The sequence below is a fragment of the Streptomyces sp. NPDC059224 genome (assembly GCF_042754285.1).
Lineage (GTDB): Bacteria > Actinomycetota > Actinomycetes > Streptomycetales > Streptomycetaceae > Streptomyces.
This window is the reverse complement of record NZ_JBHZAN010000015.1, coordinates 63414-78189: the sequence shown is the minus strand read 5'-3', so window position 1 is coordinate 78189 and position 14776 is coordinate 63414. Positions and strand designations below refer to the sequence as shown.

At 73.4% G+C, this 14776-nt stretch carries 18 protein-coding genes; 11 read left to right on the top strand and 7 right to left on the bottom strand.

Annotated elements, in window-relative coordinates:
• Nucleotides 1-192 precede the first annotated feature (192 nt).
• From ACFXI4_RS17990 to ACFXI4_RS17980, 3 genes are all read right to left on the bottom strand, one after another.
• Complete coding sequence (locus tag ACFXI4_RS17990) at nt 193-459, bottom strand: hypothetical protein (RefSeq protein WP_384991696.1); 267 nt, start codon at nt 457-459, stop codon at nt 193-195.
• A 167-nt stretch (nt 460-626) separates the two neighbouring features.
• A complete protein-coding gene (locus ACFXI4_RS17985) occupies nt 627-1403 on the bottom strand; it encodes a hypothetical protein (protein ID WP_384991689.1) in 777 nt (258 codons plus the stop codon).
• Between the two features lie 357 nt (nt 1404-1760).
• Nucleotides 1761-2573, bottom strand: a complete 813-nt coding sequence (locus ACFXI4_RS17980) for a class I SAM-dependent methyltransferase (protein WP_384991686.1) — start codon at nt 2571-2573, stop codon at nt 1761-1763.
• A 278-nt stretch (nt 2574-2851) separates the two neighbouring features.
• Here ACFXI4_RS17980 and ACFXI4_RS17975 point away from each other — a divergent pair, with 278 nt between their 5' ends.
• The gene (locus ACFXI4_RS17975; protein WP_384991683.1) at nt 2852-3769 is read left to right on the top strand and encodes an NAD(P)-dependent oxidoreductase; all 918 of its coding nucleotides are present in this window, start codon (nt 2852-2854) and stop codon (nt 3767-3769) included.
• Nucleotides 3770-3778: 9 nt separating this feature from the next.
• A complete protein-coding gene (locus ACFXI4_RS17970) occupies nt 3779-4225 on the top strand; it encodes an RpiB/LacA/LacB family sugar-phosphate isomerase (RefSeq protein WP_384991681.1) in 447 nt (148 codons plus the stop codon).
• A 24-nt stretch (nt 4226-4249) separates the two neighbouring features.
• Here ACFXI4_RS17970 and ACFXI4_RS17965 read toward each other — a convergent pair whose 3' ends face one another.
• Entirely contained in the window at nt 4250-4618 is a 369-nt protein-coding gene (locus ACFXI4_RS17965) for a DUF6479 family protein (protein WP_362729028.1), read from the bottom strand.
• A gap of 232 nt (nt 4619-4850) precedes the next feature.
• Between ACFXI4_RS17965 and ACFXI4_RS17960 the strand changes: the two genes are divergently transcribed.
• Both ACFXI4_RS17960 and ACFXI4_RS17955 read left to right on the top strand, forming a co-directional pair.
• Nucleotides 4851-5135: a hypothetical protein gene (locus tag ACFXI4_RS17960; RefSeq protein ID WP_384991679.1), complete on the top strand. Its 285-nt coding sequence runs from the start codon at nt 4851-4853 to the stop codon at nt 5133-5135.
• Nucleotides 5136-5340: 205 nt separating this feature from the next.
• The gene (locus ACFXI4_RS17955) at nt 5341-5730 is read left to right on the top strand and encodes an SsgA family sporulation/cell division regulator (RefSeq protein ID WP_384991677.1); all 390 of its coding nucleotides are present in this window, start codon (nt 5341-5343) and stop codon (nt 5728-5730) included.
• 95 nt (nt 5731-5825) lie between these two features.
• Here ACFXI4_RS17955 and ACFXI4_RS17950 read toward each other — a convergent pair whose 3' ends face one another.
• On the bottom strand, nt 5826-6530 hold the full coding sequence (locus ACFXI4_RS17950; RefSeq protein WP_384991674.1) for a TetR/AcrR family transcriptional regulator: 705 nt from the start codon (nt 6528-6530) through the stop codon (nt 5826-5828).
• A gap of 233 nt (nt 6531-6763) precedes the next feature.
• Between ACFXI4_RS17950 and ACFXI4_RS17945 the strand changes: the two genes are divergently transcribed.
• Nucleotides 6764-7138, top strand: coding sequence for a ferredoxin (locus tag ACFXI4_RS17945; protein ID WP_384991671.1), 375 nt, complete (start codon nt 6764-6766; stop codon nt 7136-7138).
• A gap of 25 nt (nt 7139-7163) precedes the next feature.
• Here ACFXI4_RS17945 and ACFXI4_RS17940 read toward each other — a convergent pair whose 3' ends face one another.
• Both ACFXI4_RS17940 and ACFXI4_RS17935 read right to left on the bottom strand, forming a co-directional pair.
• Nucleotides 7164-7823 carry an MSMEG_1061 family FMN-dependent PPOX-type flavoprotein gene (locus ACFXI4_RS17940; protein ID WP_384991668.1) on the bottom strand — a complete coding sequence of 220 codons (660 nt, stop codon included), beginning with the start codon at nt 7821-7823 and terminating at the stop codon, nt 7164-7166.
• A gap of 89 nt (nt 7824-7912) precedes the next feature.
• Nucleotides 7913-8578 carry a TetR/AcrR family transcriptional regulator gene (locus ACFXI4_RS17935; protein WP_384991665.1) on the bottom strand — a complete coding sequence of 222 codons (666 nt, stop codon included), beginning with the start codon at nt 8576-8578 and terminating at the stop codon, nt 7913-7915.
• A 267-nt stretch (nt 8579-8845) separates the two neighbouring features.
• Between ACFXI4_RS17935 and ACFXI4_RS17930 the strand changes: the two genes are divergently transcribed.
• The 6 genes from ACFXI4_RS17930 (at nt 8846) to ACFXI4_RS17905 (ending at nt 14769) form a co-directional block, all read left to right on the top strand.
• Nucleotides 8846-9622: an SDR family NAD(P)-dependent oxidoreductase gene (locus ACFXI4_RS17930; protein WP_384991662.1), complete on the top strand. Its 777-nt coding sequence runs from the start codon at nt 8846-8848 to the stop codon at nt 9620-9622.
• 152 nt (nt 9623-9774) lie between these two features.
• On the top strand, nt 9775-10905 hold the full coding sequence (locus tag ACFXI4_RS17925; protein WP_384991659.1) for an ABC transporter permease: 1131 nt from the start codon (nt 9775-9777) through the stop codon (nt 10903-10905).
• A gap of 727 nt (nt 10906-11632) precedes the next feature.
• Complete coding sequence (locus ACFXI4_RS17920; RefSeq protein ID WP_384991656.1) at nt 11633-12103, top strand: GNAT family N-acetyltransferase; 471 nt, start codon at nt 11633-11635, stop codon at nt 12101-12103.
• 120 nt (nt 12104-12223) lie between these two features.
• On the top strand, nt 12224-12544 hold the full coding sequence (locus ACFXI4_RS17915; RefSeq protein ID WP_384991976.1) for a hypothetical protein: 321 nt from the start codon (nt 12224-12226) through the stop codon (nt 12542-12544).
• 191 nt (nt 12545-12735) lie between these two features.
• Nucleotides 12736-13914: an acyl-CoA dehydrogenase family protein gene (locus ACFXI4_RS17910; RefSeq protein WP_384991653.1), complete on the top strand. Its 1179-nt coding sequence runs from the start codon at nt 12736-12738 to the stop codon at nt 13912-13914.
• Between the two features lie 9 nt (nt 13915-13923).
• Entirely contained in the window at nt 13924-14769 is an 846-nt protein-coding gene (locus ACFXI4_RS17905) for an oxygenase MpaB family protein (RefSeq protein ID WP_384991650.1), read from the top strand.
• The last annotated feature ends 7 nt before the right edge of the window (nt 14770-14776 follow it).

The following is a 14776-nucleotide window of genomic DNA, read 5'->3' as shown; positions in this document are numbered from 1 at the left end:
AGCCGGGCCGTGAAGCCCGGCCGGGGGGGCCGGCCCCCCCCGCCGGGGGCCAACTGCGCCCCCCCGGCCCGGCGGGCGGGTTCACCCGCCCCCCGCCCGCGCCCGTCGGGCCGCGGGCTTCCGGGGTGTTCCGGGGGCCCCGCCCCGAACGTGCCCGGCGGCTGCGCGCCCCGGGTCCGGAGGAAGCTTTCTTCAGGACGCGCGACTGGGGTCGCACAGCACTATGACCGCGCGGGCGACGAGTTCACCGGCGCCGCCCAGTTCCTGGCGGTAGCGGTCCGTGGTGCCGCTCACGGTCTCCGCGAAGGCGGGGTCGGCGGCGCGGGCGCGGGCCGGGGGCGCGAGTTCCTGGGCCATGGCGCGACGGCGGGCGAGAAGCGCGATGATCTCCTCGTCGAGGCGTTCGAGCGGTGCGAGTGACAGATCCGCCGTCGCGTCGGTAGCGGGATTCGTCGTCACGAGAGGTCTCCGTTCGCCGAGGACGGGACCCGGTCGTGGTTCCCGTCCGCCTTCGTCGCAACTGGTCCTCCCTCACTGTGCCCGTGGCGCTCACCGGCGACTCCTCGGGATGTGCACGGACCACGGCACTCCGGACCCGGCCACGCGTCCTCGGGCGGGCGAACGACTCAGCCGAGGCAGATGACCAGCAGGCAGAGCTGCGAGGGCGGGGTCGTGGCCGGGGCGGTGGTCGCCGGCGGTGCCGGTGTGCTGTCGCCCGCGGTGGAAGCGGGCGTCGCCGTGGCCGTCGGCTGCGACTGGGGGGCGGCGGTGGTGGTGCCGGAAGCGGCGGAGGGGTCTGCGGCCGCTCCCTGGGGCCGGGTGGCGGACGACGCCGTGGACGGCACCGGCACGAGGGGGAGCCGACGGGATGCCGGGGTCGCGACGGGTGCGCCGGCGGTCTGTTCCCGCGGTGCGTTCGCGGTGGCCGCCGAACGGGCGGAGGGGGTGCGGTCGGGGGCCCGGTGACGGCCGGTCGGTACCGACGCGGACGGCGTCGGCAGCGTGGCCTCCGCGTCCGCGACTCCCATCGTCCTGTTGTCCGGGGCGCTGGCCGCCTGTGTCCGGTCCGTGGACTGCCGGTCCAGCGAGGCGACGGTCAGTCCGCCGCCGACCAGAGCGACGGCGGTGGCCACCAGGGCACGTCGCTGGGTCTTCTTCCAGCGGGCCCGCTGACGGCGCCGGGCCGCCCGCCCGGCCGGCGCGGCGGACCCGGTGTGGGAGCCGTCGCGGGAAGCCCCGGCCGCCTCTTCCCCCTGATCCGTGTCGTCGTGCCGGGCGGTGTCCGCCGGGGCTCGCCACGGCGTCACCACGACACGGGGCGCGATGTCCGGGGCGTAGGCGCCGCAACCAGGGCACGCCAGGGCACCGTTGAGGTGCCGACGGCACGAGGAGCAGTAGTCCATCGGGGGTCTTCCTGACTCGACTGCGCCAGCGGCGTCCTCGGCCGTGGCCTGATCTCGATCACACGTGGGATCGAACGGCCTGAACGGTAGCGAGCCTTTGGCCAGGCAGTGTGCAGCCTGTGTGCCGTTTCTGCGCAGATGCGCCACGTCGACACGACCGATACGCACAGTGACCGGACGGGGCCGGCCGGACGGACCGCGGCGGACCGTCGTACCCGCGCAGGATTCCCGGGCTCCGGCGCGTACGGCGGTCTCGGCAGGGAGCCGTGCGCGGCTGCTTTTCCGGCCCGGCCCGCCCGGCCCGCCCGGCCGGCCTTCCGGCGGCGCTGGTCGCAGCCCCGCCGTGGTCGGCGGCCGTCAGGCCGCGGTCCCCGCCTCGGGCTTGCGTCCCCAGGCGGTCAGCATGCCGGCCGACAGCGCGGCGCACTCGTCGGAGGCAAGGTAGCGGACCGCCGCGTCCACGGCCGCGTCGTCGACCAGGCCGGTGGCCAGCATCGCGGCCCGGCTCCGTTCCCAGGTGTCCGCCCAGAACCGGCTGACGGGACCGCCCGGCACCAGCGGCGGCACATGGATCTCGGCGGCGACGGACACCAGGCCCGCGCCCCGCAGCAGTTGCGGGTAGGACGGCACCCAGGAGACGTCGGTACCGATGGTCGCCCGCAGCCCTTCCCACATGGCCCGCATCACCGTCGTGTACGGGGTGTCGGGCGTCCGGTCGCTCGTCAGGTCGACCGCGTCGCTGAGCACCAGCACCCCGCCGGGCTCCACGAGCCCCGCCAACGCGGTGACCAGGCGGTCGTGTTCGGACAGGTGCATCAGCACGAAGCGCGCGTGGACGAGCCGGAACCTGCCGCGGACCGCGTCCGGGGCGGCGGCGATGTCGGCCTCCAGGACGTCGAGTCCGGGCCGAGCGGTGAGGAAGCGTACGTCCCGGTCCACGGCGAGCACGCTCGCCACCCCGGCCTCGTCCAGGAGCCGGCCAGAGACCGTGCCCGTACCGGCTCCCACATCGAGACAGCGCCAGCCCGGGCCGACCCCGAGTTCCCGCAGCCGGGCCATCGTGAGGTCGTCGAAGACGAGGGCGCCGAGGTCGATGCGCTCGCCCTCGCCCGCCTGATCGGGACGGAAGACGTCCTCGCCGTAGCGGCCGCCGCCCGCGGCGGTGGTCATGCCGCCGCCGCGGTGCCGCCGGGGCGGCCGTCGCGACAGCAGCGGTCGGGCCGTCGGAACAACGGGCAGTCGAAGACTCTCATGACCGGGCCTCTGCGCGTGGTGGTGCGGCCCGTCCCGAGGCGGCCGCACCACCGATCCTGTACCGACGGCCGCCCGCATCCCCGAGGCGCGCCGCGCCCTACCCGATCGGCCTCACCCGTCGTGGGCGGCCACGCCCGCGCGCCGTACAGTGCCGATGGCCCTCACCTTCCGCGCGCCGAACAGGAGTTACGACGATGACGCAAGCGACCGGCAGCCCCGGCGCCCCCCTGTACGGCTTCGTGGGGCTCGGCGTGATGGGGCAGCCCATGGCGCTCAATCTCGCCCGGGCCGGCACCCCGCTCGTGGTGTGGAACCGGACGGCCGACCGTGCCGAGCCGCTGCGCGCGGCCGGGGCGCAGGTCGCGGCGAGCGTCGAGGACGTCTTCGCACGCGCCCGTGTCGTGATCGTCATGCTCCTGGACGAGACGGTGACGGACACGGTCCTCGGGCGCGGCGGCCCGGCGTTCGGGAAACTCGTCGAGGGACGCGTCGTCGTGTCGATGGGCTCGACGGCACCCGAGTACGCGCGCGGGCTCGCCGCCGACGTCCACGCCGTCGGCGGCCGCTTCGTGGAGGCCCCGGTGTCCGGATCACGCCGGCCGGCCGAGGCGGGCGAACTGGTCGCGATGCTCGGCGGCGACCGGGACACGGTGGAGGAGGTACGGCCGCTGCTCGCCCCGATGTGCCGGGAGACCGTCCACTGCGGGGGCGCCGGCACCGGCCTGCTGATGAAACTGGCCGTCAATCTCTACCTGAACACGACGATCGCGGCGCTGGCCGAGGCCGTGCACTTCGCCCGGCGGCAGGACCTGGACCTGGAGATGTTCCGAGCCGTCCTGGACTCCGGCCAGCTCGCCAGCGGCGTGACCCGGGTCAAGGTCCCGATGCTCGCCGCGCACGACTTCACCGTGCAGGCCGCCACCTCGGACGCCCACGCCAGCACCCGGCTGATCGCCGACGCGGCCCGCGCGGCCGGCATCGCCACCCCGCTCCTCGACCTCAGCAGCGAGCTCTACGGCGAGAGCGTACGGCTGGGCAACGGACGTCTGGACATGTCCTCGGTCCTCACCGCGATCGAGGCCCGCACGGACTCCGCCCCGGACAGGCCCTAGGCTGCGGGCATGCGGATCTCCGTCTCCTCCGACATGGACGAACCCGTCGCGCGTCTCCTCGTCGAGGAGCTGCGCCACCGTGGTCACGAGGTGCGCGTGTACGGCGCCCTCGATCCGGCGGCCGACCCGCAGTGGGCGGTGTGCTCGGAGACGGCCGCCCGCGATGTCGCCGCCGGCGCTGCCGACCAGGCGGTCGTCTGCTGCTGGACCGGCACGGGTGCCTCGATCGCCGCGAACAAGGTGCCGGGCGTCCGCGCCGCCCTGTGCGCGGACGCGTACACCGCCGACGGCGCCCGCCGCTGGAACGACGCCAATGTCCTCGCCCTGAGCCTGCGCCTGACCTCGCAGCCGGTGCTCAAGGAGATCCTCGACGCCTGGTTCACGGCGACGCCGAGCCAGGACGCCGAGGATCTGCGCAACGTGGCCCACGTCGGACGTCTCGACGCTGGCCGTTGAGCCGTTCGCTCAGGGGGCGCGCAGTCAGTGGGCGCCGAGCCCGCCACCGCCGAACGAGCCGCTGCTGCCCTTGCTCCAGCGCGGTCGGTCCGTCGACGTGCTCGGCCTGGTCTGCTGATTGCTCAGCTCGTAGGGAGTGAGTGGACGGCCGCCCTTGGGCATCCGGGGGATCTCCTCCGACTCGCGGTTCTCCCGGATCTCGTGGACCGCGCCCTCCGGTGGCAGTTTCGGCTGCTCATCGGGGCGCGGGCGGGGCGACTCGTGGTACTTGACGCGGTTGCCCAGCCAGAAGCCCCCGGCGAGCATCGCCAGTACGGCCACGGCCACCACGAACAGCCCAAGACTCAAAAGGCCGCTCGGAGCGGCCAGCTGCTCCATCGATACGGTGCTCATAGCAGAGGGATACCCCGCCCATAACGGTATGAACCGGACGCGTTGTGTGACCGCCGTATCGGCCGGTCACCGCTGTGACGGGCTTCACCGCAAACATGAGGCCCCCCTCGAGTACGCTGGGCAGCGCCGAACATGAGGACCCCCTCAGGATTCCTCTCCCCGCTCGGCCAAAGACCGCGGCGGCCACCCCCTCGGAAGCGCCGCGCAGCACGGACAATGACAAGGAACGACCATGAACACGTGGATCAAGCGCGTCTCGATCGCAGTCGCTTCTACGGCCCTGGCCGGCGGAGCCGTTCTCGGAGCGGCCGTCGGTCCGGCGGCGGCCTCGGAGCCCTCGCGGCACGCGCAGTCCTCGGCTGTGGCCTTCGCCGCCGGCAGCGACCGTGTCAGCCACCGCGAGGACGGATACGGCGGGGGGCACCACCGCCTGCAGGAGCAGGCGACGGCGCGGACCGGCATCAGCGCCGAGCGCTGGTACCTGGACCAGGTCGCCTGGACCCTGCACCAGCACTGATGCGGCCGCAGGCCGACACGGTCGGTTTGACGGGCCGCAACGCCGTGGCCGGGGGCCCGTCGTTGCGACGCGTCAAACCGACCGCACGCCGGGCCGGCGCCGGACCGGCTCCGAAGCGCTGGGGGGACCATCGCGGTGCCGGGCGAGCCGGACGCGGGAGAGAGGGACAGTGAGATCGGTCAGAACCGTGGCGTACGAGGTGCCCGTGGAGCTCGTTCTGTCACACGACGTGTCGGTGTCGATGCGCGCGGCACTGCGGTACGAGACGGACGACCCCTACGCCGTCCGCACCGTCTTCCACCCGCCGGGCCAGGACGGGACGGTCGAGTGGTTCTTCAGCCGCGACATGCTGGCGCAGGCCCTGAGCGAGCGCACGGGGCAGTGCGGAGACGTGCACATGTGGCCGGCCGTCGCCTCGGGCCGCGACGTGGTGTTCGTCGCCCTGCGGGCACCCGCGGGATCGGCCCTGCTCACGTTCCCCGCGCGGGACGTGCAGTCCTTCCTGCGCGAGACGTGGTCCGTGGTGCTGCCGGGGTCCGAGGCGGACCGGTTCGACCTGGACGCGGAGCTGGCCCGATTGCTGGCGGGAAGCTGACCGCCTCCTTGGGGCGAGAGCGGGCCCGGTGCCGACCTCGGCACCGGGCCCGCTTCGTGTCGTCCCTGCCGGCCGGCGGCCTCAGCCGCCGCGGCTCAGGTCTCCTCCTGGCACTCGCGGCACTCCTCTTCGGGACACTCGACGGTGGTGAGGGTCTGGTCGATCTGCCGGGGGGTCAGCGGAGGCTCCGGCAGCGCGTGGGCACACTGGGCGCGGAACCCGTCGAGCAGCAGATGGAGGTGGCGTCGCCAGGCGTTGGGGGCGACGGCCCGGGTGGCCCGGATGATCCCGGCCTGGGACCAGATCACGAAGGCGATGTCCTCCGGGGTGACGTCCTCGCGCAGGAGGTCCTGCTCCTGGGCGTTGCGGATGATCTGGGCGCCCAGCTCCTGGGCGCGCTCGAACATCCCCCGGCCGAGGGCGTGAACCGGCAGCCGGGCCGACGCCAGGTCGTTGAAGGCGCGGTTGCAGGCCTGCAGTTCGCAGAGCTTCTCCAGGTAGTGGCAGAACCCTTCCCAGGCGTCGTCCATGGCCGCGGCCTCTTCGGCTGAGGCCAGCAGATCCGTGAACTTCGCGGTGAAGAGCTCCTCGACCAGGTCGAGTCTGCGGGGGAAGTGCCGGTAGAGCGTCCCGATCGCGACGCCCGCCTCGCGGGCGACACCTTCCAGGGACGCTTCCAGTCCCTGTTCGGCGAACGCCTTGCGGGCGGCGGCCACGATCGCGTCCCTGTTGCGCTGCGCGTCCCGGCGCAGCGGCTTCGCCGGCGCCTGGGAGGCGGACAGGACGTGCTGGTGACTCATGCGTCAAGGCTAACATGAGGGGCCCCTCGAATTCCGGGATGTGTCCTCGCTCACGGCATGGACGGACACGGTGCGGACGGACACGGTGCGGACGGACACGACCCGGACCGTCACGGTCCGACCCCGCGGGTGCGTTGGACGAGGCCCCTGGCGGCCGCTCGGCCGTTCGTCCCGGCGTTCCCGCGCCGTGCGGTGCCGGGTTTGCCGGTCCGGGCCGGGGCAACTCGCAGTGCATGACGTCGACGACTTCCCAGCAGGAGCTGTACGGATACCTTGAGGACCGTTTCGCGTGCGCGCAGGCGTGCACGGAGTGTGCCCGGCTGTGCGCGCTGGGTGCCAGCGTGTTCGATCCGGAGGCAACGGTCGAGCTGGAGCGGATGCGCCGTACGGGCATCATGTGCGCCGAGGTGTGCGACGCGACCTGCCGGGCGCTGACGGAGGAGAACGTCCAGGACGAGGCAGGCCTGCGCGTCCAGCTGGAGTGGTGCCGGACGATCTGCCTCCAGTGCGCGCAGGCCTTCGACGCCCGTCCCGGGGCCGAGAAGAGTGCGGCCGCGTGCCGGGCGTGCGCCGTGGCCTGCACGGAGTTCATGGCGGTACTGGCCTGAATCCAGGCGCTCGCCGGTCGGCCCGTCACTCGTACCGGTACTTGAGCGAATCCGCCTCCGTCTGTTCGATGTCCGCGATCGTCAGTTCCGGCATCCGCAGCTGAGCCAGCGTCACCTCGGCCGAGGTCGGCTGGGCGTCCGCCGGGAGCCACTGTTCCGGCTTCCAGGCCCCGCCGCGCAGCAGTGACTTGGGGCAGTGCGGGTAGACCTCCTCGATACCCACCACCAGCGCGCTGGTCGGCGGCCTGCCCACGGCGGTCAGCTGCGACAGCAGCTCCGGGCGGGTGGAGACGCAGGCCCGGCCGTTGACCCGGAGTGTCGTGGTGCGCCCCGGGATGACGAACAGCAGCCCGGCCCGCCCGGTGGCGACGACGTTCCGCAGGGTGTCCAGACGCTTGTTGCCGGTCGCGTCCGGTATCGCCACCGTCCGTGCGTCCAGGACGGCGACGAATCCGGCGGGACCGCCGCGCGGGGAGACGTCACAGTTGCCCCCGGCATCCGCGCTGGCGACCAGGACCAGCGACGACAGACCGATCAACTGCCGGGTCAGTTCGGTGAGTTCGGTCATCTGCTTGCGTACGGCCGCGTCGCTGGGGTGGTCGTACACCCGGCGCAACGCCTCCTGGTCGGGCACGGCGTCGAGGCGGAGCGAGTCGAAGGCACTGCCCGCGAGAAGTGGCGTCATGCCCCTGACCCTAATGCGGGGACCCGCCGTCGATCCCGGGCGTGAAGGCCCTTGGCGGGCGGGTGGGCAGGTCCGGGCCGGCGAGGGGCTCAGCCGCCCTTCGTGTCCGGGTGAAGATGGACGGTGATGTCCTGGTGTGCGGGGGTGGGCGGCAGCGGGCGGGCGTCGCCCGGGCGCAGGCCGTCGACGAAGATGCGCACATGGCGGGTGGCCAGGGCCTTGGCCTGCTCCGCGGGCAGGTACGGCATGGGGCGGCAGACCAGCGCCCCGGTGGTGATCAGGTCCATGTGCGTGACGTCGGGCCGGATCGCTCCCCTGGAGCGGGCGTGTGCGAGCACCTCGTCGAGGAGCGGGGCGATCCGGCCCTGGAGGTCGACCGCTTCGGGGCTGGTGGCGACCGGTCCGCCGATCAGGGGGAGGACGAGGGTGTCGCGTTCGTCGACCAGGCGGAGCAGGAACCTCTCGACGGCCGCCAGGGGATCCTGCGGGGCGGTTTCCAGGGCGCGGCGGGCGGCCTCGGCCACCGCCGCGAATCCGTCGAGGACGACCTGCTGGACGAGGGCGTCACGATCGGGGAAGCGGCGGTAGAGCGTGGCGATGTTCACGCCGGCCCGGCGGGCGATCTCGTCCAGGGGTGCCGCGGTGCCCAGTTCGCGGAAGGCGGTCCGTGCGGCGGCCAGGATCTGTGCCCGGTTGCGGGCCGCGTCCGCCCGCAGTCGCGGTCCGGTGCGGTCGCCTGGGGTGCGGGGAGCCACCGTGAGCCCGTCCTTTCCCGGCCGTACCGACCGGCCTTGATCATTACGGGCCGACGCGTCGAGGTTACGTCAGGCGGGCTCCTGTGAGGCATTAAACGAAGGATTTACTGCGCTTGATGTTACGGTGGTGATGCCGTCGCAGACCGGCGGCGGCCGGACGCGTACGCCCGGGCGCGGTGCATGCCTCCCGCCGGGCCCGGGCGGTGCGGCCGTCGCCCCCTGAGACAGCCGCCCCCTTTCCCTGGGAGAAGAGCAGTGGTGTCACCCGTGCAGAAGGCACGATTCGAAGGCAAGGTGGCGGTCGTCACCGGCGGCAGCCGTGGCATCGGCGCCGCTGTCGCCAGGCGACTGGTGCGGGAGGGCGCGGCGGTGGCCATCGGCTACCGGGGGAACGAGGAGGCCGCGGCCGCCCTGGTCGCCGAGCTGGTCGACGGTGGTGGCCGGGCCGTCGCCGTCCGGGCCGACGTCGCCGACCCGGAGCAGACCGCGGTGCTGATCGAGCGGGCGGTCGCCGACTTCGGCCGGCTGGACGTGCTCGCGTCCTGCGCCGGTGTCGAGCACTTCGACGCGCTGGAGAACATCACGCCCGCGGACTTCGACCGGATCTTCGCGGTCAACACCCGCGGGCAGCTGTTCGCGGTCCAGCGCGCCGCCGCCCACCTGGGCGAAGGCGGCCGGATCGTGCTGACCTCGTCGGTGAGCGCGTCGAAGGCGTTCTTCGGGCACACGCTGTACGCCGCGAGCAAGGCGGCGGTGGAGTCGATGGTCCTGAACCTCTCCGCGGAACTCGGACGCAGGGGCATCGCCGTCAACGCCGTCGCGCCGGGCGGCACGGCCACGGACATGGCACGCGAGAACGGCGCGAACTACCTGCACCCCGACCTGGCCGGGAAGCAGGATCTGTCCGAGTGGCTCAAGGTCGGCGTCGCGCTGCGGCGGCTGGCGGAGCCCTCCGAGATCGCCGCCGGATACGCCTTCCTGGCCTCCGCCGACGCGGCCTACATGACGGGCCGCACGCTGCGGCTCGACGGCGGGATGTTCTAGACGGCTCACCTTCCTCCAGCTTCCAGGACGGCGGGATGCCCCAGGCGGACGGCAGCCCGAAGCGACACCGACGAATCCGCCCCGCACGCCGACCACGTCCGCCGCAGGCCGCGAAGCTCCCGCGTCCCGCCCGATCCCGGAAAGCTCGTTCCATGCACCACGGCATCCAGCCCTCCGTCAGCATGCCGCCCCCGGCGGCCCCGTACGCCCCGCCCACCAAGCCCGCCGTCGGTCACGTACGGCACGCCAGGCACGCGCTGGTCGACACCGAACCCGGCCTGCCCGCCCCGGTGCTCGCGGCGGCGGCCGGCGCCCGGAAGGCGGTACTCGTGCCGGTGCTCACCGCGCTGGCGATAGGCACCGTGTTCGTCGCCGTGTACCTCGCGGCCTTCCACGCCCCCTCGGCCCGCCACCAGCCCGTGGGCATCGCCGCCCCCGACAAGGTGGCCGCGCACACCGAACTCGCCCTCAACAACGAGGCCCCGGACGGATACACCTTCTACCGCTATCCGGACGCGGCGGCCGCCCGCCGGGCCGTCACCCACGACGAGGTGCCGGCCGCCCTGGTCGCCGACGGCCGGGGCACCCGCCTGCTGGTCGCCGGCGCGGAGGGGCCGTCCACGGTCTCCAGCCTCGACATGGCGCTGACCGGTGCGGTCGGCAAGCCGCTTCCCGTCAAGGACGTACTGCCCCTGGTGGCGGGGGACTCCCGCGGACTGTCGGTGTTCTACGCCGCCTTCGGCGTCGTACTCGCGGGCTTCCTCTTCGCCGTCTCCTCGTACCAGATCGCACCACGCCTGCGGCTGGCCGTCCGCGTCGCCTCGATGCTGGTCTTCGCGGCCGCCTCCGGCCTGATGGTGGCGCTGATCGCGCACACCGCCCTGAGCGCGCTGCCCGCCCCGTTCGCGGTGGTCACCCTCGTGGTGGGCCTGCTGGCCTGGGCGGCCGCCGCGGCCGCCGGAGTGCTGCTGCGGGTGTTCGGGCCGCTCGGCATGCCGGTCGCCTCCGTGGTGCTGCTGATCCTCGGCAACGCCACCTCCGGCGGCATCCTGCCGACCACCTTCCTGCCCTCCTGGCTCTCCCCGCTCGCCTCGATCCTGCCGCCGGCCGCGGCGGTACGCGGACTCCGGGGCGCCGCCTACTTCCACGACGCGCATCTCACCGGTGCCGTCGCGACCCTGGCCGCCTGGGGTCTGGGGTGCCTCGCGGTCCAGTACGTACTGGACCGCGTCGCCGCCCGCCGTACGCCGGCCGCCACCGCGAACCTCGCGTTCGCACGCTGACGGGCACGCCGACGGCGGGTCACCCCACCGTCGGAGGCCGCCCGTCCACGCCGCGGCGTGCGCGCCGAGCCTGGACGGCCCTGCTGCGGCCAGGCGCGGACGAGACTCGCCTCGATGCGGTTCAGGACGCCGACGGCCTCCGCCTGCCGGGTAGTCGTCATGCCTTCGGCGACGCCGGCCTCCAGGTCCGTCCGGACCTTCTCCACCTCACCGCGCAGGGCGTTGCCGGGCTCCGTCGGCTCGATGACGGGTGGGCCGCCGGCCTCGGAACAGGGACACCGGCGCACGAAGCCGGCGTTCTCCCGCCGCCGGACGGTACGGGTCGTGGTGGCGGCGTCCGGGCCGGGCAGCCGGACGAGGTCGGTCTGCCGCTGCGGGCTCCGGTCCCACGGTTGCGTCATGACCAGCTCCTGGCCCGGTGGAGGCCCACCCGGCGCGGGAGCTGACCGGCCGGCACGCGGTGCAGACGGGCACCCGGAAGATCGCGTGACGGAGCGCGGCGGCCTCGACGGACTCCGGCAGGCGCAGGTCCGCCGGTGCCGTGAAGCCGGCTCCGGTCTCCGGCCGGCTCATGGGATTCCACGCGTGACCTGCGCAGTTGACGGAACGGCTGGAGGCTGCCGCGAAGGGGGTGATGCACCCGCGGACCTGCCGTCGAAGCGCGCGTGGGTGGCCGCCCGTGCCGGGGGACGGATGCGGAGCCGAGCGGACTGGCATACTCCGCGCCATGATTGATGATCATGGAAGTGGCCCGGCCCTGACCGTCGGTGAGCGTGACACCGAGCTCAACAAGCGGCTGGACGAGGGGCTCACCGCGTTCAACGCGGCCGCCACGGGGGTGACCGAGCAGGGAACGCTGTCGGTCAAGGTCACCGACGAGGCGGGCGAGCTGATCGGCGGGCTGGCCGCGTGGACCTGGGGCGGGCTGTGCGGGATCGCGATGCTGTGGGTGCGCGAGGACGGCCGCGAGGACGGCTGGGGCGGCAAGATCCTCAGGGCCGCCGAGGAGGAAGCCCGGCGGCGCGGCTGCGATCGCGTGGCCGTCTCCTCCTTCACGTTCCAGGCCCCCGGTTTCTACCAGCGACACGGCTACGCCGAGACCGGCCGCACGCTGGGCATCCCCGGCGGACACGCGGACGTGCACATGTTCAAGTCGCTGACCGAACCGATGGCGGCTCACCGCGGTTCGCAGGTGTAGCCCTCGGCCGGGCGGCCGGTGCGGTGCCGCGCACATATCGCGTTGTGGCTCCAGGGGTGCGGCCATAGGGTCACCGGCATGTCTTTGCGTCTTCGTATGCGTCAAGCACTGCCGGAAGCGATGCGCGCCCGTGACAGGGCCGCGGTGAGCGCTCTGCGCGCGACGCTGGGGGCGCTGGACAACGCCGAGGCGGTGCCCGTGGACGAGGCCGCACTCCGTGGCGTGACCCTTGAGCAGTCGCCGGTCGGCGCCGGCGCCACCGAAGCCGTCCGGTGTGAACTCAGCGAGCGCGGTGTGGAGGACGTCGTGCGCGCCGAGGCCGCCGAACGTCTGTCGGTCGCGGCGCGGTTGACGGCACCCGCGCACGCCGACCGGGCCGCGCGGCTCCGCGCCGAGGCCGCCGTACTGCTTCGCTTCCTCGACGGACCTGGCACAGCGTAGCGCCCGGGGCACCTCCCGGACCGGGGCCCTCGTCCGCGCCCCCGAGAGGCGTACGGAGCCGGGGCGGGGCGGGAGTCCGCCGCGGCCGACGCGCACGGACCGCGTCACGCACGGCGTCGCCATTCCCAATTTCTGGAACACGTTCTACGGTGTGCGCCGTCAGGACCGCCCGTGGGGAGCCTGGAGGCGCCGTGCACCTCGACCACACGCCCGAGCAGCAGCGGCTGCGCACCGAACTGCGCGCCTACTTCGCCGGCCTGGTGCCGGACAACGCCTACGCCCGCTATGCCGACCCGGTCGCGCAGAAACGCTTCTACCGGGAGACGGTCCGCCGGCTGGGCACGGACGGCTGGCTCGGCGTCGGCTGGCCGAAGGAGTACGGCGGCCGTGGGCTGACCGCGATGGAACAGTTCATCTTCTTCGACGAGGCCGCCCAGGCGGGCGTACCCCTCCCGCTGATGGCGCTGAACACGGTCGGCCCGACGATCATGCGGTACGGCACGGACGAGCAGAAGGCGTACTTCCTGCCGCGCATCCTGTCCGGCGAGATCGACTTCGCCATCGGCTACAGCGAGCCCGACGCCGGCACCGACCTGGCCGCGTTGAAGACCCGGGCCGTCCGGGACGGCGACCAGTACGTGGTCGACGGCCAGAAGATCTGGACCACCAACGGCGACACCGCCGACTGGGTCTGGCTGGCCACCCGTACCGACCCCGGGGCCCCGCCGCACAAGGGCATCACCATGCTCCTGGTGCCGACCTCCGACCCCGGCTACTCCTGCACCGTGATCAACACCCTCGCCTCGCACGACACCACTGCCAGCTACTACGAGAACATCCGGGTCCCCGTCTCCCGCCGGGTCGGCGAGGAGAACCAGGGCTGGCGGCTGATCACCAACCAGCTCAACCACGAGCGGGTCACCCTCGCCGCCCACGGCACCATGGCCATCCGCGCCCTGCACGACGTCCAGCGCTGGGCCATGGAGACCAAGCTCGCCGACGGCCGCCGCGTCGTCGACCTGCCCTGGGTGCGCCGCAACCTCGCCCGCACCCACGCCCGCCTCGACGCCATGAAGCTGCTGAACTGGCAGATGGTGACCGCCGTCCAGGAGGGCAGCCTCACCCCGCAGGACGCCTCCGCCGTCAAGGTCTACGGCTCCGAGGCCCGCCGCGACGCCTACGCCTGGCTGATGGAGATCGCCGGTGCGGCGGGCCCGCTGAAGGAGGGCTCGGCCGGCGCGGTCCTCCACGGCGACCTGGAACGCGGCTACCGCTCGGCGGTCATCTTCACCTTCGGCGGCGGCAACAACGAGATCCAGCGGGAGATCATCTCGTGGATCGGACTGGGGATGCCGCGGGTCCGGCGTTAGTCTGCGGTCATGGAGGCCGATCCCGGGCTGTTCACCCCGGACTCCGTGACCTGGCAGGTGCACGGCGATCCGATGATGTGGGTCGCCGGCATCCGCGCGTTCTACCTCCAGGCCCTGCACCCGCGCGCGGTGCGCGGCGTGATGGCGAACTCCGACTTCCGCAAGGACGCCTGGGGCCGGCTGCTGCGGACCGCGGACTTCGTCGGCACGACGACCTACGGCACGACGGAGGCCGCCGAACGGGCCGGGGCCCGGGTCCGGAAGATCCACAGCATGCTGGGCGCGACCGACCCGGACACCGGCGAGCGGTACGGCGTCGACGACCCCGAGCTGCTGCTGTGGGTGCACTGCGCGGAGATCGACTCGTACCTGCACGTCCTGCGCCGCTCCGGCTTTCCCCTCACCGACGCCCAGGCCGACCGCTACCTCGCCGAGCACCGGGTCAGCGCCCGCCTGGTGGGCCTGGACCCCGCGGCCGTACCGGCCGACCGGGCGGACATGGCCGCCTACTTCCTCACCGCACGGCCGCTGCTCGCCGCCGGAGCGGACGCACGCGCCGTGGACGACTTCCTGCTCCGCCCGCCGACGCACCCGCTCCTGATGCCCGCGCGCGAGGTGCTGTGGCGGCGCGTGGCCCACCTGGCGTACGCCTCTCTGCCGCCGTACGCCCACGAGCTGTACGGCAGACCGGCCCCCGAACCCGCCGTCGTGACCCGGCGGCTGCGCGCCACCGGCACCCTGCTGCGCTGTGTTCCCGCACGTCTGCGCTGGCAACTGCCGCCCAAACACATCCTGCGCGCCATGGCGAGGCTCGGCCCGGACGCGCGCCCGGCACCGTACAAAGTCGGGCATTAGCCCGCCA

Bases quoted from the DNA above. Each gene is read 5' to 3' on its own strand.
- ACFXI4_RS17985 (WP_384991689.1), bottom strand. From the start codon at position 1,403: ATGGACTACTGCTCCTCGTGCCGTCGGCACCTCAACGGTGCCCTGGCG.
- ACFXI4_RS17980 (WP_384991686.1), bottom strand. From the start codon at position 2,573: ATGACCACCGCCGCGGGCGGCGGCCGCTACGGCGAGGACGTCTTCCGT.
- ACFXI4_RS17975 (WP_384991683.1), top strand. From the start codon at position 2,852: ATGACGCAAGCGACCGGCAGCCCCGGCGCCCCCCTGTACGGCTTCGTG.
- ACFXI4_RS17970 (WP_384991681.1), top strand. From the start codon at position 3,779: ATGCGGATCTCCGTCTCCTCCGACATGGACGAACCCGTCGCGCGTCTC.
- ACFXI4_RS17965 (WP_362729028.1), bottom strand. From the start codon at position 4,618: ATGAGCACCGTATCGATGGAGCAGCTGGCCGCTCCGAGCGGCCTTTTG.
- ACFXI4_RS17960 (WP_384991679.1), top strand. From the start codon at position 4,851: ATGAACACGTGGATCAAGCGCGTCTCGATCGCAGTCGCTTCTACGGCC.
- ACFXI4_RS17950 (WP_384991674.1), bottom strand. From the start codon at position 6,530: ATGAGTCACCAGCACGTCCTGTCCGCCTCCCAGGCGCCGGCGAAGCCG.
- ACFXI4_RS17945 (WP_384991671.1), top strand. From the start codon at position 6,764: ATGACGTCGACGACTTCCCAGCAGGAGCTGTACGGATACCTTGAGGAC.
- ACFXI4_RS17940 (WP_384991668.1), bottom strand. From the start codon at position 7,823: ATGACGCCACTTCTCGCGGGCAGTGCCTTCGACTCGCTCCGCCTCGAC.
- ACFXI4_RS17925 (WP_384991659.1), top strand. From the start codon at position 9,775: ATGCACCACGGCATCCAGCCCTCCGTCAGCATGCCGCCCCCGGCGGCC.
- ACFXI4_RS17920 (WP_384991656.1), top strand. From the start codon at position 11,633: ATGATTGATGATCATGGAAGTGGCCCGGCCCTGACCGTCGGTGAGCGT.
- ACFXI4_RS17915 (WP_384991976.1), top strand. From the start codon at position 12,224: ATGCGCGCCCGTGACAGGGCCGCGGTGAGCGCTCTGCGCGCGACGCTG.
- ACFXI4_RS17905 (WP_384991650.1), top strand. From the start codon at position 13,924: ATGGAGGCCGATCCCGGGCTGTTCACCCCGGACTCCGTGACCTGGCAG.